Annotated in this window: 17 protein-coding genes and 1 other RNA gene; 9 read left to right on the plus strand and 9 right to left on the minus strand. The window is 72.0% G+C overall.

The genetic code is table 11. The features are described 5' to 3' along the window. Positions 1-429 precede the first annotated feature (429 nt). The 6 genes from DEJ22_RS09060 (at position 430) to DEJ22_RS09085 (ending at position 7,370) form a co-directional block, all read left to right on the plus strand. The gene (locus tag DEJ22_RS09060) at positions 430-3,162 is read left to right on the plus strand and encodes a helix-turn-helix transcriptional regulator (RefSeq protein ID WP_111226248.1); all 2,733 of its coding nucleotides are present in this window, start codon (positions 430-432) and stop codon (positions 3,160-3,162) included. 398 nt (positions 3,163-3,560) lie between these two features. After that, a complete protein-coding gene (locus DEJ22_RS09065) occupies positions 3,561-3,725 on the plus strand; it encodes a hypothetical protein (protein WP_181430693.1) in 165 nt (54 codons plus the stop codon). Beyond that, a complete protein-coding gene (locus DEJ22_RS09070; RefSeq protein ID WP_181430677.1) occupies positions 3,695-3,862 on the plus strand; it encodes a hypothetical protein in 168 nt (55 codons plus the stop codon). Before DEJ22_RS09065 ends, DEJ22_RS09070 begins: the two co-directional genes overlap by 31 nt. After that, a complete protein-coding gene (locus tag DEJ22_RS09075; RefSeq protein ID WP_111226249.1) occupies positions 3,859-4,572 on the plus strand; it encodes a M50 family metallopeptidase in 714 nt (237 codons plus the stop codon). The genes DEJ22_RS09070 and DEJ22_RS09075 overlap by 4 nt, the downstream gene beginning before the upstream one ends. Positions 4,573-4,659: 87 nt before the next feature. After that, positions 4,660-6,063, plus strand: coding sequence for an O-acetylhomoserine aminocarboxypropyltransferase/cysteine synthase family protein (locus DEJ22_RS09080; RefSeq protein ID WP_111226250.1), 1,404 nt, complete (start codon positions 4,660-4,662; stop codon positions 6,061-6,063). 2 nt (positions 6,064-6,065) lie between these two features. After that, positions 6,066-7,370: an LLM class flavin-dependent oxidoreductase gene (locus DEJ22_RS09085; RefSeq protein ID WP_111226251.1), complete on the plus strand. Its 1,305-nt coding sequence runs from the start codon at positions 6,066-6,068 to the stop codon at positions 7,368-7,370. 18 nt (positions 7,371-7,388) lie between these two features. Here the strand turns inward: DEJ22_RS09085 and DEJ22_RS09090 are convergent, their stop codons facing one another. The 7 genes from DEJ22_RS09090 to DEJ22_RS09120 all read right to left on the minus strand — a co-directional run bounded on the left by DEJ22_RS09090 (position 7,389) and on the right by DEJ22_RS09120 (position 13,676). Beyond that, positions 7,389-8,291: a hypothetical protein gene (locus tag DEJ22_RS09090; RefSeq protein ID WP_111226252.1), complete on the minus strand. Its 903-nt coding sequence runs from the start codon at positions 8,289-8,291 to the stop codon at positions 7,389-7,391. Positions 8,292-8,462: 171 nt separating this feature from the next. Further along, positions 8,463-8,839: a transfer-messenger RNA gene (ssrA, locus tag DEJ22_RS09095) on the minus strand. 151 nt (positions 8,840-8,990) lie between these two features. Next, on the minus strand, positions 8,991-9,467 hold the full coding sequence (gene smpB / locus DEJ22_RS09100; protein ID WP_066654782.1) for an SsrA-binding protein SmpB: 477 nt from the start codon (positions 9,465-9,467) through the stop codon (positions 8,991-8,993). 119 nt (positions 9,468-9,586) lie between these two features. Then, entirely contained in the window at positions 9,587-10,501 is a 915-nt protein-coding gene (gene ftsX, locus DEJ22_RS09105) for a permease-like cell division protein FtsX (protein WP_058729500.1), read from the minus strand. Further along, the gene (gene ftsE, locus DEJ22_RS09110) at positions 10,498-11,256 is read right to left on the minus strand and encodes a cell division ATP-binding protein FtsE (RefSeq protein ID WP_066654786.1); all 759 of its coding nucleotides are present in this window, start codon (positions 11,254-11,256) and stop codon (positions 10,498-10,500) included. The genes ftsX and ftsE overlap by 4 nt, the downstream gene beginning before the upstream one ends. Before the next feature lie 72 nt (positions 11,257-11,328). Further along, complete coding sequence (prfB, locus tag DEJ22_RS09115) at positions 11,329-12,438, minus strand: peptide chain release factor 2 (protein WP_111226253.1); 1,110 nt, start codon at positions 12,436-12,438, stop codon at positions 11,329-11,331. Positions 12,439-12,512: 74 nt separating this feature from the next. After that, positions 12,513-13,676: a cysteine desulfurase family protein gene (locus DEJ22_RS09120; protein WP_111226254.1), complete on the minus strand. Its 1,164-nt coding sequence runs from the start codon at positions 13,674-13,676 to the stop codon at positions 12,513-12,515. Positions 13,677-13,736: 60 nt separating this feature from the next. On the opposite strand from DEJ22_RS09120, the gene DEJ22_RS09125 reads away from it, so the two are divergent. The 3 genes from DEJ22_RS09125 to glgB all read left to right on the plus strand — a co-directional run bounded on the left by DEJ22_RS09125 (position 13,737) and on the right by glgB (position 20,839). After that, positions 13,737-15,785 (plus strand): glycogen debranching protein, encoded by a 2,049-nt coding sequence (locus tag DEJ22_RS09125; RefSeq protein ID WP_111226255.1) that lies wholly within the window; start codon positions 13,737-13,739, stop codon positions 15,783-15,785. 339 nt (positions 15,786-16,124) lie between these two features. Continuing rightward, positions 16,125-18,125 carry an alpha-1,4-glucan--maltose-1-phosphate maltosyltransferase gene (locus DEJ22_RS09130; protein ID WP_258379540.1) on the plus strand — a complete coding sequence of 667 codons (2,001 nt, stop codon included), beginning with the start codon at positions 16,125-16,127 and terminating at the stop codon, positions 18,123-18,125. Beyond that, complete coding sequence (gene glgB, locus DEJ22_RS09135; protein ID WP_258379541.1) at positions 18,122-20,839, plus strand: 1,4-alpha-glucan branching protein GlgB; 2,718 nt, start codon at positions 18,122-18,124, stop codon at positions 20,837-20,839. Before DEJ22_RS09130 ends, glgB begins: the two co-directional genes overlap by 4 nt. A gap of 345 nt (positions 20,840-21,184) precedes the next feature. Here glgB and DEJ22_RS09140 read toward each other — a convergent pair whose 3' ends face one another. Then, a complete protein-coding gene (locus tag DEJ22_RS09140) occupies positions 21,185-22,195 on the minus strand; it encodes a tetratricopeptide repeat protein (protein WP_111226256.1) in 1,011 nt (336 codons plus the stop codon). Further along, positions 22,192-23,931: a DUF8094 domain-containing protein gene (locus tag DEJ22_RS09145; RefSeq protein WP_111226257.1), complete on the minus strand. Its 1,740-nt coding sequence runs from the start codon at positions 23,929-23,931 to the stop codon at positions 22,192-22,194. Before DEJ22_RS09145 ends, DEJ22_RS09140 begins: the two co-directional genes overlap by 4 nt. Positions 23,932-24,010: the final 79 nt, after the last annotated feature.

Genomic DNA, 24,010 nt, shown 5'->3' on the forward strand with positions numbered 1-24,010 from the left:
TCCCCCGCACGGGGGGACGGACCCCCCGGACTGGGGACACCGAGGACGGACATACCCCTGACGGCCCCTCGGGGCCGTCCGATGGACCGGTTATGTTCGACGAGCGGCAGGTCAGGTGTCGCCCGGGTTCCCTAGACCCGGGCTGCGTCCGGTCCGCCGTGCAACCTCGTCCGAAAAACCCTGACCCGAGGGGTGGTCCAGACGATGACTTCATCGTTCCCAGGCGGAACCGAGTGCATCCGCACTCGTCGTCCGCGTCATCTCACCGACAGTCCTGGTGCGCGCTCCGTCGCCGCCTCGCGTCCGTCCGTCGCCACGGTCACCCGCCGTCCCGACGACCGGACCCCGTCCGGCGCCACGGTCACCCGCCGTGCCGTCGACCGGACGCCCACCGCAGCATCCGTCCCCGTCCCCGGGGGCCGGTGAGTCATGGCACTCACCGGTCGCCGTCTCGAGGTCGACCGGATCGCGACCCTCGCCGTACTCCCTCGTGAGTCCGCGATGGTCGTCGTCGGCGACCCTGGTTCCGGGCGCAGCAGCGTCCTCGACGCGGTCGCCGACCGCGTCTCCCTCCCCGTCGTGCGGGTCGGTGTCAACGGGAGCGAGTCCCGCTGGCCCCTGGCCGGCGTGACCTCACTGTTCACCGCGCTCGACGACCCGCGGGCGACCGCCCACATCGCGCACCTGCTCCAGGCCGGCGGTGCGACGAGCGGACTCGCCGCGGCGCACGACTTCCTCGAGGCCGTGCAGACCCTGACCCTGCCGCCGACGGTCGTCCTCATCGACGACCTCGACCGCATGGACGCCGAGAGCCAGGAACTCATCGGGTTCCTCGCCGGTCGGCTCGCCGGGACGGCCCTCCGCCTCGTCGCCACGGTCCGCACGGTGCCGTCCGACGGTCCGCTCGCAGCGCTGCCGGTGCTCCGGCTCGAACCGCTGGTCGCGGACGAGGCGCTCGCCGTCGCCCGGTCGATGGCACCGGAGGGTGCGAACGACGGTGTCCTCGCGATCCTCGCGGATGCGACCGGTGGCAACCCGGGGGCACTCCGCGAGCAGTTCGACGCGCTCACCCGCGCCCAGCTCGCCGGCGCGGAGCCGCTCGTCCTGCCGCTCCGTCCGACCGCCACGACCGAGGCGCTCGCCGCGCTCACGCTCGACCGCCTCGACCGCCCCGACCCCGAGGTCGGGACGGCAGTCGACGACGGCGGCGACGCGGGACGTGGTCTGGACGTCCTCGCGCGCCTCGCCCTCGTCCCCGTTGCGAGGACGGCCGCGTGGGACCGCGACGCCGTCGACGACCTCGCCGACGCCGGGGTCGTCGTCGTGCGTGGCCAGACCGTCGCGGTCCGTGACCCGCTGCTCCGGTCGGCGCTCCACTGGCGCACCTCGGCTCGGACCCGACGGAGCCTGCACGCCGAGCTCGCCGCGGCGAGCACGGAGTGCGACCCCCGCGCGGCGGCCTGGCACCGGAGCTTCGTCGACGACGTCCCGGACGTGGTCGCGCTGCTCGAGGCCGCAGCAGGCTACGTCGCCGACGGCGCACCGCACGCCGCGGTCGCCCTGGCCGAACGTGCCCTGCACGTCGGCTCCGGTGGCGAGGACGAGCGTGCGGCACTGCTCGTCGTGACCGAGGCGTTCCTCGCGCAGCGGCTCCTGGGCCTCGCGGCGCGGTACCTCACCGCCATGCGGCCGTTCCGCCGGCCGACCGACGAGGTCCGACGGCTGCGCGCGCTGTACTCCGTGCAGTACCTGCGCGGCGAGACCGTGCACGCCGACGAGCTCCTCGTCCCCGTGGCCGCGGAGGCACCCGAAGCCCCCGCGACCGCCGGGCTGCTGGCCATGGTGGCGAGCTTCCGAGCGGAGACGTGGGACCTCGAGCAGGCCCGTGACCTCCTCGCCCGCGTGGAGCAGCTCAGTCCGGTCCTCACCCCGCACACCGCGGAGATCGCCGGCGCCGTGCAGTGCCTCGTCGCGGCGCTCGACGGCACGCTACCGGCGGACACCGAGCTGTACGACGGCCTGTCCTCGGCACGCCTGCTGGCGATGTCGGACCCGGCGCTGCTGCTCGTGGCACACGGCCTGAGCATCGCGGAGCGCCACCGCAGCGCCCGACGGGTGTTCGCGCTCGTGGTCGCACGTGGCCAGGACACGGAGGCGGTGTGGGTCGAGGGCGCTCGTTACCTGTCGGCTGAGAACGAGCTCCGCTCCGGCAACTTCCGCCAGGCCCTCCGCGCGATCGACGCGTGGGAGGCCGGGAGTGCCCTGTCGGCGCAGCGTCTCCGGGAGCCCTCCCGAGTGGTGGCGGTCGCGTGGCGCCACTTCGCCGAGGGGCGCTCGCACGACGCCCTCGAGGTCGTCGACCGTTGCCTCGCGCTCCGGTCGACCGCGCTGCTCTGGGGAACGACCGCGCAGCTCCACGCCCTGCGAGGTCGCGTCCTGCTGCTCGACGGGCGGATCGAGGAAGCGGTGGTCGCGCTCGAGGCCGCGGACGCGGTCGGACGCTCGCTGCGGAACCCGACGGTGCTCAGGCACCTCGGCGACCTGGTCGAGGGCTACGTCCGCCTCGGACGGCTCGACGACGCGCGTGGCACGGCGGCGCGGCTCGCGGCCGACCACCACGCACGGCCGTCCCGCTGGGGCGCGCTCGTCCTGGCCAGGAGCCTCGCGCTCGTCGCCGACGACACCACGCGCGAGCCCGCCAGGCGCCGTGCGCTGGAGCTGTTCCAGCCGCACGACTCGCAGTACGAGCGGGCGCGCACCTTCGCGGCACTCGCCGCCGTCGGGACCGAGGCGGAGCGACCGCGGCTCGGTGCCGCAGCTGCGGCGGCGTACGAGGCGGCGGGACTCCGGCGTCCGCTCGCCACGCCGGCGGCGGCCGTCGCCATGCCGTCGTTCGGTGTGCCGACGACACTGCGCTCCGGTCCGGTGCTGTCCGCGCCGTCCCCTGCCACGCCGCGCAGCGCCCCGGACGCGTCCGCGGTGCTGACGTCGCTGACGACCGAGGAGCGCGCCGTCGTGCAGAAGGTGACCGAGGGGTACCGCAACCGGGAGATCGCATCGTCGCTGTTCATGTCGCAGCGAACGGTGGAGCTGCGCCTGACGCAGATCTACCGCAAGGTGGGCGCACGATCGCGCTCCCACCTGGTCGCGCTGCTCACCTGAGCGGCACGGCGCGACCGCGCGCGGCCGGGAGGCCCGGTACCAGCTGGTACCGGGCCTCCCGTCCGTCGGTCGTCGGGTCGGTCGTCGGGTTGCGGGAGTCCGCACCGTCCCGGGGTGCGTCGCACCGCCGACGCGGGGAACCGCAAGAGCGGGAGCGCGGTGTTGTCCCGACGTCCGGACCGGATGAGGCTTCTCGTGCACCGACCGCCGTGCCCTCCCCGCAGGGCCGGTCCGCACCCCCGACGTCCGGTACCCGAACCGTCGAGCACCCGCCCGTCCCTGCCTGATCCGTGGACGGTCAGCCGGCCGACGGCCCCGGACATGCGGCAGACCCGACGGCGGTCGGTGCCGCTCCCGGTCCACCTCCGCGGCCCGGTCCCCCACCGAACGGACACCAGATGTGCGGCATCATCGCCCCGTGGGGCCCGATCGAGGCCGTCGTCCCGCTGCAGGTGCTCGCCCGGGAACTCGCGCTCCAGCTCGGCTGCGACGTCGACGAGCCCCGCAACCTCGCGAAGTCGGTGACGGACGGATGGCCAGGCACGCCCGCGTCGACCGGCTGACGGTGTTCCTCGCCGTCCTGGCCGGACTCGCCATCGTCACGACGGTCGTCGTGGTGGTGCTCGCCGTCGTGGACACGACGGCCCGGAGCGGGGCGCTCAGACCGCTCTTGGTGTCGGCTGCGATCCTGGTGCCTTGAGCACCGCAGCCCCGCCCCTCGTGTTCGTCGCCGTCCTGGTCGGCGCCGTCCTGCCGTTCGTCCCGCTGCTCGGGCGGGTCGCCCGCATCGCCGCGACGATCGTGCACGAGGTCGGCCACTGCGTCGTCGTCGTGCCGTTCGGCGGCCGCATCGAGCGCATCGACCTGCACCCCGACGGCTCCGGTGAGGCCTGGGTCCGGCTCGGCCGGGTCCCCGGCGGGATCCGGTGGCTCGTCCGCGTGCTCAACCTGTTCGCCGGGTACAGCGCGCCGCTGTGGGCCGGCGTGCTGCTCGTCACCGGGGTGCTGCACGGGTCGGGATGGTTGCCGGTCGCGGTGCTGGCGGTCGTCGGTCTCGTCGCGCTCGCGTTCGTCCGGAACTGGTTCGGCCTGCTGGTCGTGGTCGGCTTCGACGCGCTCGCACTCTGGGTCGCGGTCCGGCCGTCGGACGTCACGGTGCTCGTCGTCGCTGCCGTGGGTGCCGCCTTCGTCGTGGACGGACTGCGCTCGCTCGTGCACGTCGCCCGGTGGCTGCTCACCGGTGCCCGGGTGCAGACCGACTTCCACATCGCCGCTGCCGAGATGCGCGTGCCGGCGGTGCTCTGGTTCGCGCTGTTCCTGGTCGTGAACGGCGTGGTGGTGTGGCTCGCCCGCGAGCCGCTGCTCGCGACGTGGGACACCGTCGCCGCCGGGGTGCGCGCGCTGGTCTGAACCGCTACCGTAACCCGACGCCGCAAAGGCCCACCGACGTGTCCGGCCTGCGAGAGTACCCGCACGACGGACACACCAGGAGGACCCATGTCGGACGACGGCCACGGCTTCGCCACGGAACAGGTGCACGGCGGGTTCTTGCCCGACACCGCGCACGGCGCCCGGGTGCCCGCGATCCACATGTCCTCCGGCTTCCTCTTCGACGACTTCGACCAGGCGCGGGACCGCTTCGCCGGGGTCGACGACGGCTACACGTACACCCGGCTCGGCAACCCGACGAACGCCGACGTCGAACGTCGCGTCGCCCTGCTCGAGCGGAGTCCCGAGGCGATCCTCGTCGGCAGCGGCCAGGCGGCCGTCACGGTGGCGCTCCTCGGGCTCCTGCAGGCCGGCGACCACGTCGTCAGCGCCCGGAGCATCTACGAGGGCACGAAGGGGCTACTCCTGCAGAACCTGGCGCGGCTCGGCATCGAGGTCGACTTCGTCGCCGACCAGCGCGACCTCGAGGAGTGGGCGCGCGCGGTGCGGCCGAACACGAAGGCGTTCTTCGCCGAGACGATCCCGAACCCGAAGAACGACGTGCTCGACATCGCCGGCGTCGCGGACACCGCGCACCGTGCCGGGGTGCCGCTCATCGTGGACAACACCCTGGCGACGCCGTACCTCGTGCGACCGGTCGAGCACGGTGCCGACATCGTGGTGCACTCGGCGTCGAAGTTCCTCTCCGGACACGGCGCGGGGCTCGGTGGACTGGTCGTCGACGGCGGTCGGTTCGACTGGGCACGGCACCCCGAGCGGTTCGGTCACCTGACCGCCCCGGACCGGGCGCTCGCTGGGCAGAGCTACGTCGAGCGCTACGGCAGCCGGGCCTTCGTCGTGTACGCGCGCGATGTCGTCGCGTCCCGGATCGGCCCGGCGCCGTCGCCGTTCAACGCGTTCCTGCTCCGTCAGGGCATCGAGACGCTGTCGCTCCGGGTGGAACGCCACACCGCGAACGCGCTGGCCGTCGCGTCGTTCCTGGAGCAGCAGCCGGAGGTGACGAGCGTCGACCACGCGGGTCTCGCCTCCAGTCCGTACCACGACCTCGCCCGGCGCTACCTGCCCCGTGGCGCGGGATCCGTGTTCGCCTTCACCCTCGCCGGTGGCGAGCCCGCCGCGCGCGCCTTCATCGACGGTGTCGCGCTCTTCAGCCGGATGACCCACCTGGGCGACGTCCGTTCGCTCGTGCTGCACCCCGCGACCACGACGCACGCGGGCCGCACGGCGGCCGAGCGGGCGGAGCTCGGGATCGGCGACGGACTCGTCCGCTTGTCGGTGGGCATCGAGGACGTCGCGGACCTGCTCCGCGACGTGGAGCGCGGCCTGGCCGCGGTGCGCGCCGCCGCGGATCGTGACACGACCGGCCGGGAGGCGCGTCACACCCCCGCCCCGTCGGTCGCGGCGCTCGCGCACAGCGTCGCGCAGGGCCACGTCGTCGCCGAGGAGGTCTGACGGTGGGCGACCTGCAGCACTTCGGCTACTTCTTCTCGCGGGGCTTCGGGCCCCAGGCGTGGGGCAGGTCCGACTGGGACTGGGGACACGACTGGACGAAGCCGGACCTGTACCAGCAGTCCGTCCGCGCGCTCGAACAGGCCGGCATGGACCTGGTCATCGCGGAGGACGCGATCTCCCTCGGCAACCCCGCGACGCTCGACCTGCGGATCCGGCAGGCGTACGGCGGACCGAAGCACGACCCGCTGCTCCTCGCGCCGTACCTGTTCGCCGCCACGCAGCACATCGGCATCGCCCCGACCGTGAACGCGGGCATCACGCCCCCGTACCTGGCCGCCCGACAGGCGGCCACCCTCGCGCACCTGTCCTCGGACCGCTTCGGGGTGAACGTGGTGACCGACACCGGCAGCGCCCGGCACGTCGGGGCTGCGCAGCTGCCGCACGACGCCGCCTACGACCGGGCCGAGGAGTGGATCACGCTGCTCCGTCGCCTCTGGCACTCGTGGGGCGACGGGTACGTCGGGGACCCGTCCGACTGGCACTTCGCGGACGGTGCCGCGCTCGACGCCTTCCACCACGAGGGCGCCCACTTCACCGCGGACGGTCCGCTCAACGCCCTACCGCTCGAGCGCGACCCGGTCGTGGTCTCCCCCGGAGGCTCCGGACGCGGACTCGGGTTCGCCGGGACGCACTCGGACGTGCAGCTGGCGCTCGCACCACTGACGGCCGCAGCGGTGCGTTCCTACCGGTCACGGGTGCTGACGGCAGCGGCCGACGCCGGTCGCAGCGCCGACGACCTCCGGGTGCTGTTCGTCCTGAAGCCCGTTGTGGTGTCGTCGGCGGACGAGGCCGACCGACTCGTCGAGGCCTCCCGGCACCCCTCCGACGCGGATCTCCGTGCGGCAGCCGTCGCCTGGTCGAGCGATTCCGAGACGGACCTGCTCACGCTCGACCTCGACGCGCCGATCCCGGCGGGGACGTTCGGTGAGCACGTGTCCGCGGGCACGGTCCGCGGGCTCGTCGGGGAGACGCCGGACGCGCCGCTCCGCGAGCTCCTCGCGCGGAAGGCGCGCCTCGGTCGGATCAGTACGCACGAGGGGTTCGTGGGGACCGCCGAGGAGTTCGCCGACTTCGTCGAGGAGCTCGGCGCCGATGCCGACAACGACGGGTTCATCCTGTCCGGGGACCTGCACCCCGCGCAGGTCTACCGGATGACGGGCGACCTGGTGCCGGCGCTCCGCAGGCGCGGGCTGCTGCGTCGGGAGTACGGCGACGGGGGTCTCCGGGCGAACCTGTTCGACTTCTGACCCGGACCCGGTCCCGCCCTACTGCTTCTTCTTGCCGGACTTCTTCTCGCGCTTGTCCTTCTTGTCCGACTTCTCCTTGTCGGACTTCTTGCCGGACTTCTTCTCGCGCTTGTCCTTCTTGTCCGACTTCACCTTGTCGGACTTCTTCTCGTGCTTGTCCTTCTTGTCCGACTTCTCCTTGTGCTTGTCCTTCTTGCCGGACTGCTCCTTGCCGGACTCCTCTGTGCCGGACTCCTCCTCGGCCTCGTCCTCCGTGCCGGGCTGCTCCTCGTGGGACCCGTCCTCGTCGTCCGCCTGCGGAGCACGCGCACCGGAGGGCGAGAGCCCGTCGACCGGCTCGACCACGACGGCCGTGCCGGTGTCCGCGAGCACGTCGACCTGCTGCTCCTCGACCACCGGGGCCAGGGCGTCCTCGACCCGCTCGACCACGAGCTCGGCCCCGTCCTCGGCGAGCCGCAGCAACGCCTGGGCGGCACGCACCCGCGTGGTGGTCTTCCGAGCGAGCACGTCGGCCCGGGCTCCCTCGAGGAACCCGCGAAGGGCTCGTTCGACGGTCGACCGACCCCGCGGCGCCGACCGGTCCAAGCGGTCGAGCTCCCCCGCGATGCCCGCGGTGTCGTCCTCGACCCGCTCGTCCCGGACCGAGGCGACCAGCGCGGCGACGGCAGCAGCAGCACGCTCCACAGCGGCCGAGCGCTGGTCGAGCACGACGAGCATCTCGAAGACGTTGCCGTACGAGACCGTCTCGAGGCGCACGGGCTCGGCGCCACGACCGCGGACGACGAGTCGTGATCCGGGCGTGGGGAGCCAGGCGACCACCGCGGCGACGGTCGCGACGGACCCCACGATCCGCTCGTACTCCGCCAGCCCCAGACGGTCCTGCTCTCGCAGACGGACTCGGATCGCGATCTCCTGCACCACGCGTGGGCCTCTCGTTCGGGGACGACGTGGGCCTGCCCCACGCCTGACCCGGACAGTAGTCCTCGGTCCCCGCAGGAACAGCGAACGCCCCGCCGACGTCCAGGGGACGGCGACGGGGCGTTCAGGGGGCGATCTCGGTGATCAGCGTGACAGCGGCCCGACGTCCGGCGGTGGTGGAGATGGGGGGAATCGAACCCCCGTCCATCGCTGAGCTTCGACGTCTTCTACGGGCGTATCCGGATGAGGCGTTCTGCTCGGCCCCGTCCTTTGCTACCGGCTTCTAGGACGACGGGCCCAGTCTCAGTGCAAGTCCCGCACGGCCCTGAGGCGCAACCGTGCAGCAAGTCCTCTGGATGACGCCGGGATCAGGTTAGGGGACGGTCACCTGGCCGACGGACTTCATGTGCTGGGCTGCTTACGCAGCGAGAGCGAAGTCAGTGCGCTTGGAATTGGCACTTGTTGTTTTCCACGGATCGTTCACGAGATGACCGTGGGTCCTCGGCCCGCTTCCCGTCGGCACACAGGCAATGTCGAAACCGATCATCCCCGTACGGGCCGGAACGTGCGAGCCGCTGTCACGCTGTTGAGTTGCCAATGCTCCTCGGGAGGAGCGGTACCCCAGCCTAGCGGGGTCCGCTGGACGATGCCAGCGGTGTTCGCCGTGGGCTCACCCGGCAACGGGCGCGCCCGCCGGACGACTCACTCGCCCAGGCGGTTGCGCGAGCGCATCGCACGCTCGGCCTCACGCTTGTCGGTCTTCTCGCGCAGGGCCTGGCGCTTGTCGAACTCGCGCTTGCCCTTCGCCACCGCGATCTCGACCTTCGCCCGACCGTCGTGGAAGTAGATCTTCATCGGGACGAGCGTGTAGCCGCCCTGCGCCGTCTTGTGCGAGATCTTCACGATCTGCTGCTTGTGCAGGAGGAGCTTGCGCTTCCGTCGCGGCGCGTGGTTGTTCCACGTCCCCTCGGTGTACTCGGGGATGTGCACGGAGTCGAGCCATGCCTCGCCGCCGTCGATGAACGCGTAGCCGTCGACGAGGGACGCCCGCCCCTCGCGGAGGGACTTCACCTCGGTGCCGGACAGCACCATGCCCGCCTCGTACGTGTCCTCGATCAGGTAGTCGTGGCGCGCGCGACGGTTGGTCGCCACGATCTTCTCGCCGCGTTCCTTCGCCATGGTGACTCCCTTCGGTGACCGAGGTCGGACCCCGGTGCTGCTGCGCAGCCCTACAGCCTAGTGAACACGAGGACCGCGGCGCACCTTCCCGGCGCGCCGCGGTCCCGGGGTTCGCGGGGTCAGACGCGCAGGTACCGACGGATCGCGATGAGCGCCGAGACCCCGGCCAGCAGGACGCCGATCACGATCACGGCAGGCACGACGACGGCCGCGTCCCCCATCCCGATGAACGCCGTGCCGGAGAAGCGCTGCGCCAGGTAGTTCCGCACGAAGAACCAGACGACGGCGGTGATCGCACCACCGGCGAGCACGGCGCCGATGGCCGCCGCGATGACACCCTCGAGCACGAACGGGGTCTGGATGAACCGGTTCGACGCGCCGACCAGACGCATGATGCCGAGCTCGCGTCGACGGCTGAACGCGGAGAGCCGGATCGTCGTCGCGATGAGCAGCACCGCGGCCACGAGCATGAGCGACGCGATGCCGATCGCCGTGTACGACGAGGCGTTGAGCAGGTTGAAGATCGGCTGCAGGTACCCGCGCTGGTCGACGACGCTCTGCACGCCGGCGACCTTCGACAGGCTCTCGACGAGGACGTCCGCCTGCGACGGGTTCTTCAGGTTCACCCAGAAGGTCTCGTTGAGGTACTCCGGCTTGACGAACTCGGTCGCGGGCGAGTCCTTGAACTGCTCCTTGAACCGCGTGAACGCCTGGTCCTGGTCCTCGTAGTACGTCTTCTCGATGTACGGCTTGAGGGTGGACGAGTCGAGCTGCGCCTGGACCTGCTCACGCTGGTCCTCGGTCGCCTTGGCGCCGGTGCAGTTGCCGGTGGTGTCGGTGTCGGTGCACAGGTAGACCGCGACCTGCGCCCGGTCGTACCAGTAGCCCTTCATCTGGTTGATCTGCATCTGCAGCAGGATCGCGGTGCCCACGAAGGTGAGCGAGATGAAGGTCACGAGGACGACGGACACGACCATCGACGCGTTCCGGCGCAGGCCCGAGCCGACCTCGGACATGACGAGCCCGAGCCTCATCGGATGAGCCCCGGGATCGTCTGGATGCCGGTCGTGTTCGAGACGCCGGAGCCGCGCTGGATCGGGAGCGCCTGCGTCTGGTAGCCGCCGGACTGCTCGTCACGCAGGACCGTGCCGTTCGAGAGCTCGATGACCCGGCGCTGCATCTGGTTCACGATGCTGGCGTCGTGCGTCGCCATGAGCACGGTCGTGCCTCCCTGGTTGATGCGTTCGAGGAGCGCCATGATGCCGGCCGAGGTCGTCGGGTCGAGGTTGCCGGTGGGCTCGTCGGCCAGCAGGATCGCCGGCTTGTTGACCACCGCGCGGGCGATCGCCACGCGCTGCTGCTCACCACCGGAGAGTTCGTGCGGCATGCGGGTGGCCTTGCCGGCCAGACCGACGAGCTTGAGCACGTCGGTGACGGCCTCGCTGATGAAACCCTTGCTCTTGCCGATCACCTGGAGCGAGAACGCGACGTTGTCGAAGACGTTCTTGTTCGGCAGGAGCCGGAAGTCCTGGAAGACCACACCGAGGTTGCGGCGGAAGTACGGGACCTTGCGCGACGACAGCGCGCCGAGGCGCTGGCCGAGCACGTGGATCTGCCCGCGGGTCGGCTTCTCCTCCTTGAGCACGAGGCGCAGGAAGCTCGACTTGCCGGAGCCGGACGCGCCGACGAGGAAGACGAACTCGCCCTTGAGGATCTCGAGGGAGAGGTCGTCGAGCGCAGGACTCGGGTTGCCCGAGTAGACCTTGGTGACCTGGTCGAATTTGATCATGACCGGATCAGGGTAGGTCGACCCGGCCGGAAGTCAACCGAGGCGCGCGGCTCAGCTCCCCCGCGAGGACGCTCAGGAATCGTCGCCCTGCTTGCGCCAGCGGATGCCTGCGTTGATGAAGCCGTCCAGGTCGCCGTCGAACACCGCCGACGGGTTGTTGACCTCGTGCTCGCTCCGGAGGTCCTTGACCATCTGGTACGGCGCGAGGACGTACGAGCGGATCTGGTCACCCCAGCTCGCCGTGATGTTGCCGGCGAGCTCCTTCTTCTTCGCGTTCTCCTCCTCCTTCTTCAGGAGCAGCAGGCGCGACTGCAGCACGCGCATGGCGGCGGCGCGGTTCTGGATCTGCGACTTCTCGTTCTGCATCGAGACGACGGTGCCGGTCGGGATGTGGGTCAGGCGCACGGCGGAGTCCGTCGTGTTGACCGACTGGCCACCGGGGCCGGACGACCGGAACACGTCGACGCGGATGTCGTTCTCGGGGATGTCGATGACCGCGGTCTCCGGCATGAGCGGGATGACCTCGACCGCCGCGAAGGACGTCTGGCGCTTGCCCGCGGCACCGAAGGGCGACATGCGGACGAGGCGGTGCGTTCCGGCCTCGACCGACAGGGTGCCGAAGGCGTACGGCGCGTCCACCTCGAACGTCGCCGACTTGATGCCCGCCTCCTCGGCGTAGGAGGTGTCCATCACGGTGGTCTTGTACCCGTGCTGCTCGGCGTACCGCAGGTACATGCGGAGGAGCATCTCGGCGAAGTCCGCGGCGTCGACACCGCCGGCACCGGCGCGGATCGTGATGACGGCCGGTCGCTCGTCGTACTCGCCGTCGAGGAGCGTCTGCACCTCGAGGTCACCCATGGTCTTCTGGATCGCCTTGAGCTCGTCCTGCGCCTCTGCCGCCGAGTCCGCGTCGTCGGCCTCGTTGGCCATCTCGACCAGGACCTCGAGGTCGTCGATGCGCTGCTCGGTGTCGGTGATCTTCCGGAGCTCGGCCTGCTTGTGGGAGAGCGCGCTCGTGACCTGCTGCGCGTGCTCGACGTCGTCCCAGAGGTCCTGCGCGCCCGCCTGCTCGCTCAGCTCGGCGATCTCGCGCTGCAGCCGGTCGACGTCGACGACCGAGCGGATGTTGCCGAAGGTCTCGCGGAGGGCGGACAGCTGCTCGGTGAAGTCAAGTTCGACCATGGTCACCGATCCTACCGGCGCACGCCGGTCGCGGCGGACCGGACGGGAGGCCCGGTGCGGGTCCGCCCCGCCGGTCACCGTCCGAGCAGCGGCGCCCTGGACGCCATGCCGGCCCGGCCCGCGCGCGCGACGGCGTCCGGCAGTGCGGCGAGGAAGGCGTCGACGTCCGCGTCGGTCGACGTGTGCCCGAGCGTGATGCGCAGCGCACCCCGGGCCTCCTCCTCGGACAGGCCCATCGCGAGGAGGACGTGCGAGGCCTCGGGCACGCCTGCCTGGCACGCCGACCCGGTCGACACCGCGACCCCGGCCGCGTCGAGCAGGAACAGCAGCGAGTCCCCCTCGCACCCGGGGAAGGTGAAGTGCGCGTTGCCGGGCAGCCGGACGACCGGGTCCCCCATGAGCACCGCGGACGGGACGGCCTCGAGGACACCGGCGACCAAGCGGTCGCGCAGCGCCGACGCGTCGTGCACCCCCGCGGCTGCGGCGACCCCGAAGGCGGCAGCGGCCGGGGCGTCCTGCGTACCGCTCCGCACCTGACGCTGCTGCCCACCACCGTGGATGAGCGGCTCGACGGTGGCCCGCCGTCCGAGGACCAGCGCACCGATGCCGACGGGGCCGCCGATCTTGTGCGCTGACACGCTGAGCGCGTCGAGCCCGGACGCCGCGAACGAGATCGGGACCTGGCCGTACGCGGCGACCGCGTCGCTGTGGACCGGGACCCCGGCGGCGTGCGCCAGCTCGACGATGCGGGCGACCGGCTGCAGGGTGCCGACCTCGTTGTTCGCCCAGAGGAACGTGACCAGGGCGACGTCCGAGGCGTCGGCGAGCCGCGCCTCCAGTCCGGCGAGGTCCACGCGGCCCTGCGCGTCCAGGGGGACCACGTCGACGACGGCGCCCTCGTGGCGCTCGAGCCACTCGACCGTGTCGACCGTCGCGTGGTGCTCCCCTGCGGGCACGACGATCCGGGGCCGCGGACGGTCCTGTTGCCGCGCCCAGTACAGGCCCTTGACCGCGAGGTTGATGCTCTCGGTGCCGCCGGAGGTGAAGACGACCTCGACGGGCTCGGCGTCGAGCGAGCGTGCCACCGCGGCCCGCCCGTCCTCGAGCAGCATCTTCGCGCGCTGTCCCGCGCTGTGGATCGACGACGGGTTGCCCACCGTGGCGAGCGCCTCGGTGAAGGCGGCGAGCGCCTCGGGCAGGATGGGCGTCGTCGCCGCGTGGTCGAGGTAGACCGGCATGACTGCGCCCCTTCCGTGTGCGTTCCCAGGATACCCGCGGCCCCTCGTACCCTGGTCGTCATGCACCGCACCGCGATCGACGAGACCCCCGGCTTCCGCCTCGGCGACGGCGCGCCCCGGTTCTCCGTGCGCTCGGCGACCGCGACCGCGGTGACGCTGGTGGTCGTCGGGGCCGGCGACGTCGTGACCGAGTTCCCCCTGTCGCAGGTCCCCGGCACGGACCGCTGGACGGCGGACACGCCCGACGTGCGTCCCGGCGACCGGTACCACCTGCTCGTCGACGGTCCCGACGGACCGCGGCACGACTTCGACCCGGAGCGCCCGCTGCTCGACCCGTACGCGCGGGGTCTGGAGCCGACCGGTGCGGACGCCGTCGGCCAGCGGTGGACCGGTGTCGTGGTCGACGAGTCCTTCGACTGGGGCGGCGTCGGCAAGCCGGCGGTCCCCCGTGACCGCGTCGTCGTCTACGAGGCGAACGTCCGCACGCTGACCGCCGCGAACCAGGACGTCCCCGAGCACCTGCGCGGTACCTACGCGGGCGTCGCGCACCCGAGCACCATCGCCCACCTGCGCCGCATCGGTGTGACGACCCTGGAGCTGCTGCCCGTCCACGCCTTCGACACCGAGGCCTGGCTCTGCGATGCCGGCCGTGAGAACGCCTGGGGCTACAACACCCTCGGGTTCTTCGCGCCGCACGCCGCGTACGCCTCGCCCGACGCCCGTGCGGCGGGTGCCTCCGCGGTGCTCCGCGAGTGCAAGGGCATGGTGCGCCTCCTGCACGAGGCGGGCATCCAGGTGCTGCTCGACGTCGTCTACAACCACACGGCCGAGGAGGGCCCCGGCGGACCCACCACGTCGCTGCGCGGCATCGACGGGGCGAACCGGTACCGCTGGACCGAGGACGGTGCGTCGTACTACGACACCACCGGCTGCGGGAACACGCTCGACACGTCGGTCGAGGCCACCGCGGACCTCGTCGTCGACAGCCTGCGGTACTGGGCCCGGGAGGTCCAGGTCGACGGGTTCCGGTTCGACCTGATGGCCGCGCTCGCCCGTGACGAGCGCCACGTGTTCGACCCCGCTCACCCGCTCCTCGAGCGGATCCGACGGCACCCGGACCTGCAGGACGTGCTCGTCGTGGCCGAGCCGTGGGACGTCGGCCCCGACGGGTGGCGCACCGGTGCGTTCGGCGAGCGGACCAGCGAGTGGAACGACGGGTTCCGGGACACCGTCCGCCAGTTCTGGCTGACCGACATCGCCGAGGAACGACGGAACGGCACGCCGCATGCGGGCATCGGTCGCCTCGCGGAGGCGCTCACCGGGTCGCGCGGCACCTTCGGGCAGGAGCGCGGACCGCTGGCGAGCATCAACTTCGTCACCGCCCACGACGGCTTCACCCTGCTCGACCTGGTGTCCCACGACCGCAAGCACAACGAGGCGAACGGCGAGGACGGCCGCGACGGCTCGGACGACAACCGATCGTTCAACCACGGCGTCGAGGGCGACACGGCGGACCGCGGGGTGCGCGCTGCCCGCGGACGCTCGATGCGGAACCTCGTCGGCACGCTCATGCTCTCGGCGGGTGTACCGATGCTCACCGCCGGTGACGAGCGGAGCCGGACCCAGCACGGCAACAACAACGCGTACGTCGTGACGGAGGACCTCACACCGGTCGACTGGACCGACGACGAGGACGCCGAGGCCATGACCGAGGCCGTCGCCGCACTCACCCGGCTCCGCGCGGCACACCCGGCGCTCCGCCCGACACGGTTCGGCGTCGAGGGGCAGGAGACGCCCGGCGCGTCCCGCATGTCCTGGTACGGGCCGGACGGGCATCCGATGACGTCGGAGGGGTGGGACCAGCCGATCCACCGCGTGGTGCAGTACTACGTCGAGTCGACGCCCGAGCACGAGCCCTTCGACCGGGTGCTCGTCGTCGTGCACGGCAGCGGGCGGACGCGGGACCTGACCCTGCCGGTGCGGCAGGACCTGCTCGGGTACCGCCTGGCGTGGTCGAGCGAGAAGCACCGCGACCACGAACGCCTGCGACCGGCGGGCCAGGTGTTCACGGCCTACGGGCCGGGCATCCACGTCTTCGAGATCGCGTAGGACCGTCCCCTCCACGCTCGTCCCGTCGGACGGGAGGCACGTGGCGGCGTCCCCGCGCGCCTCCCCTCCGCCGCGTCGGGCGAGGGTGCAGGGTCGCGGGCATCGCGGTGGGAGCCGGTCGCCTGGTGGGATCGGGCACCGCTGGCAGGAACGGGCGTACCGGGTCGTCCCGCCCCACCAGGTACGCCCGCTACCGCTCGGGATCGCGATCGTCCTGGGAACGAACGGGCACCACCGCACGCTCGTGATGCCCCTGCACAGGCCGCGTGACGCGCCCGGCCGTGCACAGGGAACGCGTTCCGGGGAACGCGGGCGCGCCAGCCGGGTAGCGTCGGCTCCGTGGCCACCGCAGACCGACCCCGCCGACCGAAGATCGGACGCATCCCGATCACCCAACTCGCTCCGACGACCCCGAACGGGTTCCCGGGCAAGGCGTTCGACGGTGAGGTGATCACGTTCGGCGCGACCGTCTTCCGCGAGGGACACGGGATCATCGGCGCCGACCTCGTCCTCGAACGACCCGACGGCGGTACCCGCACGGTGCCGATGCTGCTCGTCGCCGCCGGGACCGACCGCTACGAGGCGACCGTGCAGGTCGACCACGTCGGGGTGTGGACCTGGCACGTGGAGTCCTTCTCCGACGACTGGGCGACCTGGCTGCACGCCGCTCGCCTGAAGATCGCCGCCGGCGTGGACACCGAGGCGACGCTCCTCGACGGCGCCGTGCTGCTCGACCGACTCGCCGCCGAGACGGACTCGACGGCCGCCGTCCGTGCCGCCGAGCAGCTGCGCGACACCGACCTCGAGCCGACCGAGCGTCTCGCCGCCGTCGACGACGCCCGCATCACCGGCGAGGTCGAGGACTCCCCCCTCACCTCCCTCCGCACGCACTCCCCCACGCAGCTGCTCGACGTCGAGCGCCAGCGTGCCGGGGTCGGTGCCTGGTACGAGTTCTTCCCGCGGAGCGAGGGTGCGAAGAAGAACCCGGACGGCTCGTGGAAGAGCGGTGACTTCCGCACCGCCGCACGCCGGCTGCCGGCCGTCGCGCGCATGGGCTTCGACGTCATCTACCTGCCGCCGATCCACCCGATCGGCACGACCGCCCGCAAGGGGCCGAACAACACCCTGACGCCCGGACCGCACGACCCGGGCAGCCCGTGGGCCATCGGTGCTCCCGAAGGCGGCCACGACGCCATCCACCCCGACCTCGGCACGGAGGACGACTTCCGCGACTTCGTGGAGACGGCGAAGAACACCGGGATGGAGGTCGCCCTCGACTTCGCGCTGCAGTGCTCCCCGGACCACCCGTGGGTCGAGCAGCACCCGGAGTGGTTCACGGTCCGGGCCGACGGCTCCATCGCCACCGCCGAGAACCCGCCGAAGCGGTACCAGGACATCTACCCGATCCAGTTCGACAGCGACCCCGAGGGGATCGTCGCCGAGGTGCTCCGGGTCCTGCGGCACTGGATCGCCTTCGGCATCCGGATCTTCCGCGTCGACAACCCGCACACCAAGCCCCTGTGGTTCTGGGAGCGCGTCATCCGCGAGATCCGCGACGAGCACCCGGACACGGTGTTCCTGGCCGAGGCGTTCACGCGCCCGGCGATGATGCGGGCCCTGGCCGAGGCCGGCTTCCAGCAGTCCTACACGTACTTCACGTGGCGGAACACGAAGGAGGAGATCGAGGACTACTTCTCCGAGCTCAGCCACGAGACGAGCGCGTACCTGCGCCCCAACCTCTTCGTGAACACGCCCGACATCCTCACCGAGTACCTGCAGTTCGGCGGCAGGGCCGGGTACAAGGTGCGCGCGGCGCTCGCCGCGACCGGCGCTCCGACGTGGGGCATGTACGCCGGCTACGAGCTCTTCGAGGACGTCGCCCGCCCGGGCTCCGAGGAGAACATCGACAATGAGAAGTACGAGTACAAGCCGCGCGACTTCGCCCTCGCCGAAGCCGAGGGCGCGAGCCTCGCTCCGTACGTCACGATGCTGAACCGCTTCCGTCAGGCGCACCCCGCGCTCCGACAGCTGCGGAACCTGCACGTGCACAGCGCCGAGGACCCGGCGATCACCGTCTACTCGAAGCACCTCCCGGGGGCCTTCACCCGCTCCGGACGTGACGACACGGTCATCGTCGTGGCGAACGTCGACCCGCACTCCGTCCGCGAGACGACGGTGCACCTCGACCTCGCCGCACTCGGCCTGTCGACCGAGCAGCCCTTCGACGTCCGCGACGTCGTCACCGGCCAGCGCTGGGTCTGGGGCTCGTCGAACTACGTCCGCCTGGACGCGTTCCAGGAACCCGTGCACCTGCTCGTCGTGGAAGGACCCCACCGATGACCGACCGCGACCCGAAGGGGACCCCGCCGATGGGCTCCGACCGTCCCACGCCCGCCACGCCCGCCCGAGGCCAGGGACCGAGCGTCCCGCCGGTGCCGCCGCCCCCGCCGCCGGTGACCCGCGTCCGTGCCCCGGGTGCGGTGCCCGCGGGCGACGAGACCGGTCCGCGGTACGAACCGCGGGTCTCCGCTCCCCACGAGGACCTGCCCGGAGCCACCCCGGCACCGGAGGAGCGACCCGACCGCGGCGTCCCGGAGTCGGCGACGCTCGCCGGAGCGGACCGTCCCGAGGACCCGACCGTCGTGCCCACGGGCGACGCTCCGGCGGACACTCCCGACGACGCGACGGTCGCCCCCTCGGACGGCGCCGACGCTCCGGCGTCCGAGAGTGGCCCCGCGGTCACCCCGACCGCCGCCGACATCGCAGCGGCTCCGACGGGCGACACGACCACCGGGACGGGCGTCACGCATGCCACCACCCCGGACTCGAGCTCGACTGCCACCGCGACGCCGACCGCGACGAGTGCACCGTCCCCGGACGGGCCCCGTCCGGCCCCGGTCGAGGACTGGCTCCGCCAGCAGGTCGCCGAGGGCCGGTGGTCGCAGCCGCACGACGTCCTCGGTCCGCACCCCGTCGACGGCGGCACCAGCGTCCGCGTGGTCCGGCACCTCGCGACCGCCGTACGCGTCGTCCGCCCCGACGGCGACGACGTCGAACTCACGCACGAGGGCGACGGCATGTGGGCTGGCGCCACCGCGGGTACGCTCGGACGCTACCGGGTCGAGGCCGACTACGACCTCGACGACTCCACCGACGCCGACGACGCGACGTGGACGACCGACGACGCGTACCGGTTCCCACCGACCATCGGCGAGCTCGACCTGCATCTGTTCGGCGAGGGGCGCGACGAGCAGCTGTGGCAGCACCTCGGCGCCCACGTCCGGACGGTCGACGGCGTCGACGGCGTGGCGTTCACCGTCTGGGCACCCCGCGCCACGGCCGTCCGGGTCATCGGTGACTTCGAGGGCTGGGAGGGCCGGACCACCGCGATGCGGCGGCTCAACGACCTCGGTGTCTGGGAGCTCTTCTGGCCGGGTGCGCTCGTCGGCCAGCGCTACAAGTTCCAGATCCTCACCGACTCCGGGTGGGTGGAGCGCGCCGACCCGTTCGCCCGTCGCACGGAGGTCCCGCCGGCGACCGCGTCCGTCATCACCGCGTCGGACTACACGTGGTCCGACGGCGACGACGCCTGGATGGAGCAGCGCGCGCAGACGACGACCCACGACCGTCCGATGAGCGTCTACGAGGTGCACCTCGGCTCCTGGCGCCCGGGGTTGTCCTACCGCGAGGCAGCCGACCAGCTCATCGGCCACGTGCAGCACCTCGGGTTCACGCACGTCGAGTTCCTCCCGCTCGCCGAACACCCCTTCGGCGGGTCCTGGGGCTACCAGGTCACCGGCTACTACTCGCCGACCGCGCGCTTCGGCACCCCGGACGACCTGCGGTACCTGATCGACCGTCTGCACTCGGCGGGCATCGGCGTGATCATGGACTGGGTCCCCGGCCACTTCCCGAAGGACGAGTGGGCGCTGGCGAAGTTCGACGGCTACGCGCTGTTCGAGCACCCGGACCCGCGACGCGGCGAGCAGCTCGACTGGGGCACCTACGTGTTCGACTTCGGGCACCCCCAGGTGCGGAACTTCCTGGTCGCGAACGCGCTCTACTGGCTCGAGGAGTTCCACATCGACGGCCTCCGCGTCGACGCCGTTGCATCGATGCTGTACCTCGACTACTCCCGCACCGAGTGGCTGCCGAACATCCACGGCGGCCGTGAGAACCTCGAGGCGATCTCGTTCCTGCAGGAGACGAACGCCACCGCGTACAAGCGCTACCCCGGCATCGTCATGATCGCCGAGGAGAGCACCTCGTGGCCGGGTGTCACGCAGCCGACGAGCGCCGGCGGGCTCGGGTTCGGGCAGAAGTGGAACATGGGCTGGATGCACGACTCGCTGCAGTACGTCGAGCGGGACCCGGCACACCGCGCCTACCACCACGACGAGATCACCTTCTCGCTGGTCTACGCCTTCAGCGAGCAGTTCACCCTGCCGATCAGCCACGACGAGGTCGTGCACGGCAAGGGATCGCTGTACGGCAAGATGCCCGGCGACGAGTGGCAGAAGCTCGCGAACCTGCGCGCCTACCTGGCGTTCATGTGGGCGCACCCGGGCAAGCAGCTGCTCTTCATGGGCCAGGAGTTCGCCCAGCCGTCCGAGTGGTCCGAAGCCCGCGGGCTCGACTGGTGGCTGCTGGACGACCCCGGGCACCTCGGTGTCCAGGACCTCGTCGCCGAGCTCAACCGGGTGTACAAGGACACGCCCGCCCTGTGGGCCCGTGACGCTTCCCCCGAGGGCTTCGAGTGGATCGAAGGCGGCGACGCACCGCACTCCACCCTCGGGTTCCTCCGCAAGGACGGCGACGACCGGATCGCGGTCTTCGTGAACTTCTCCGGGGTCCCGGTCGAGCGGCGCTTCGGGCTGCCGTCCGCGGGGACGTGGCACGAGGTCCTCAACACCGATGCCGCCGAGTACGGCGGATCCGGGGTCGGGAACCTCGGATCCGTCACCGCTGAGGAGACGCCGTGGGCCGGTCGGCCCGCCTCGGCACACCTCGTGGTGCCGCCGCTCGGCGCGGTCTGGCTCCGCCTGGCGGACTGAGCGGACCACACGACGGACGGGAGGCCCGGTGCCAGCTGGCACCGGGCCTCCCGTCCGTCCCCCGTCCCTGCTCACGAGCAGGTGTGGTCGGCGGTGTCGCTCGGCGACCCGCCCCGACCGCCGCGAGACGGTCGGCCGTCACCGGGACACCGTCACTCCCGGACGCGTCTCGACGACCCACCGGCGTCTCGACGGCCCGCCGGGGTCTCGACGGCCCGCCGGGGTCTCAGCGGAACGCCGGGGTCTCGGCGGAACGCCGGGGTCCTGCCGAGAGGCGGGCGCCGCGCTGACATCCTACGAACGACGAGACGCCCCCGTCTCCGGGGGCGTCTCGTCGGCCGTGCGTCAGTAGAGGGCGCTCGCCAACCGGCGGCGGGCCGCGACCACGCGCGGGTCGTCGACACCGATCAGCTCGAAGTACTCGACGAGCCGCACGCGCAGCGCCTCGCGCTCGGCGCCGAACACCGTCGGCACCAGGTCGAGCAGACGACCGAAGGCGTCCTCCACGTGGCCGCCGCTGACGTCGAGATCGGCCACGGCCATCTGCGCCTCGACGTCCTGCGGTGCCGCAGCGGCCGCGCTGCGCAGCTCGTCCGCAGTCCGCCCGCTGAGCCGGTCGAGCAGCGACACCTGTGCCAGGCCCGCGACGGCCATCTGGTCGTTCGGGTCCTGCGCGATCGCGGTCTTGTACTCCTGCACGGCCGCGGCGTAGTCCCCGCGCTCGATCGCGTCGTACGCGGCCTGGTGGTGCGGCGGCAGCGGCTCCGGCTCGGCCTCGGCCTGCGGCTCCGGGGCGCCGGCACCGTCGACCGTGACGCGTCCGGACACGCCGTTCTGCTCGGCAGCGGCGAGGACCTGTTCGAACACGTCACGCACCTGCGCCTCGGGCAGCGCGCCGACGAAGAGCCCCAGCGGGCGGCCGCCGATGACGGCTGCGACGGTCGGGATCGACTGTGCCTGGAACGCCTGCACCAGCTGCGGGTTGGTGTCGGCGTCCACCTTGGCGAGCAGGACCCGGCCGTCGTACTCGGCGGTGAGCTGCTCGAGCACCGGTGAGAGCTGCTTGCAGGGGCCGCACCACTCCGCCCAGATGTCCACGATCACCGGGACCACCGAGGACAGCTGGAGGACGTCCTGGAAGGTCTGGTCGGTGACGTCGAGGACGAGCGACGGGACCGTCAGGTCACCGCCGGGCGCACCGGCGTCGACGGGACCGGTCGCACTCGTGGCACCGGCGGGGGCGGTTCCCGCTGCCGGGCCGGTCACGGGCTGCTGCGGCCGCTGCGCGCGGTCGACGAGCGACGACAGGTCGACGGCTCCGCGGAGACCGGACGGGGTCGGGGGGACGTTGGTCATTGCACCTCACTCGCTGCGGTCAGGCCCTGCGTGAACCCGAGCAGGACCACCTTCTCATCACTGCCGACCGGCGGCACGGAGAACAGCAGCTGCACGCTGTACGTGGCGCTGATCCCCTTGGTGCTCGAGTCGACGCCGGAGAGCGCCTTGACGGCCCCCTCGGTGTTGACCTCGGCCCCGGCGGCGGTCGGTGTGACCTTCTCGATCTCGTCGAGGTCGGCGGACACGAGTGCCCCCGCTCCGTCGGTCGCGATCGCGATCGCGCTGTCGTCGGGCACCTCGGACGAGTACTCGATCTTCGCGGTGTCGGGGAGCGACTCCGCCTTCTTGTCCTTGTACGCCTTGCCGATGGTGGAGCGCAGGCCGTCGCCCTCGGACGCGAACAACGACGCGGAGGACGACTCGCTGTCCTTCGCCAGCACGTCGCCGTAGGCCGCGGCGATGTCGTCGGGTGCGATGCGCAGGAGCTTCGTGTCGCCGGCGAGCCGGGCGGCCCCGAGCGACGTCGGCGCGAGGCTCGGGATCTCCGCGGCGGCCTCGAGCGAGACGTCGTAGGCGACCTTGTAGGCGTCGCGCGCGCTGTCCTGCACGAGGGTCAGGGCCTGGGGGGCGGTCTTCGCGTTGCAGTCCTCGGCCACGACGGTGAACACCGTACGGGGCCAGGTGTCCGTCTGCTGCGGCAGCGCGACGCACACCTGCGCCGCGGAGATCGCCGGCGGGGCGGTGACGTCGGAGTCCTTCGCACGGATGGCGTAGTTGGCCTTGCGGAGCTCGAGGGCGGCGCCGGTGAAACGCGACTCGAGGAGCGACGCGTCGCGGTCCGCGTCCGCCTTCGACGCGACGGACGCGACCCGCTCGACGATGCGACGGATCTGCTGCTTCGTGGCAGCGGTCGGCGTGGACGACTCGGCGGCACCGGTGGCCGACGCGGTCGGCGTGGGGGTCGCACCGGAGCCACCGCCCTGCGGCCAGTAGTCCGAGGAGCAGCCCGCGAGCCCGAGCGCGCCGACGAGCACGATCGGGACGGCGACCAGGGACCGGCGGCCCCGGCGACCGCGCACGGGCACCTGTGCACCGGCGGCAGCGGCACGGCGTGATGCGCGCACCCGAGGCGGCCGGGTCCCGCCGCTCCGGCGACGCGGGCCGCGTCCGCGACGCTGGTGCAGGAACGCCCAGACGAGGAGCGCCACCCCGCCGGCGAGGAACAGTCCACCGGCCACGAGCAGCGGCCCGACGGACGGTGTCGCGGTGTCGCGGGGCCAGGTGACGGAGACGTCGGTCGGTGCCGGACGCTCGCCGTCGGCGAGCACCACGACCGAGACGTCGGCGGGGAGCCGGACGGTGAACTGCCCGGCGCCGTCCCACTCCTGGTACCAGAGGTCGCTGCCCGACGGGTCCGGGACCGAGTCCTCGGTGCCCGTGGTCCTGCCGACCAGGCGGTCCTGCTCGGCGTCGAAGCGGAGGGTGGTGTGCTTCGCGTCCCCGATCCAGGCCTCGACGTCGCTCGTCTTGCCGTAGGCGGCGAAGACCGTGCCCGACCCGGACACGTTGATGCGCTGGTAGCCGGGGTTCGCGTTGAGCGTGGCCCCCGGGATGACGGTCACGGGCGCGGAAGCCTTGCTCGACGACTGGGCGACCAGCGAAGCGGGCGGCGCGAACACGGTGCGCTGCCCGACCGCGAGCCCGACGAGCAGCAGACCGATGACGAAACTGACGATCGCCAGGACGAATCGCACGGATCTTCTCCCTACCGCGCCGGGGGTGGGGGGATCGGCGCGCGAATCAGCGCTCCAGGATAGCGACGCACCCTGGACA

The organism is Curtobacterium sp. MCSS17_007, from assembly GCF_003234175.2.
Classification (GTDB): Bacteria; Actinomycetota; Actinomycetes; order Actinomycetales; family Microbacteriaceae; genus Curtobacterium.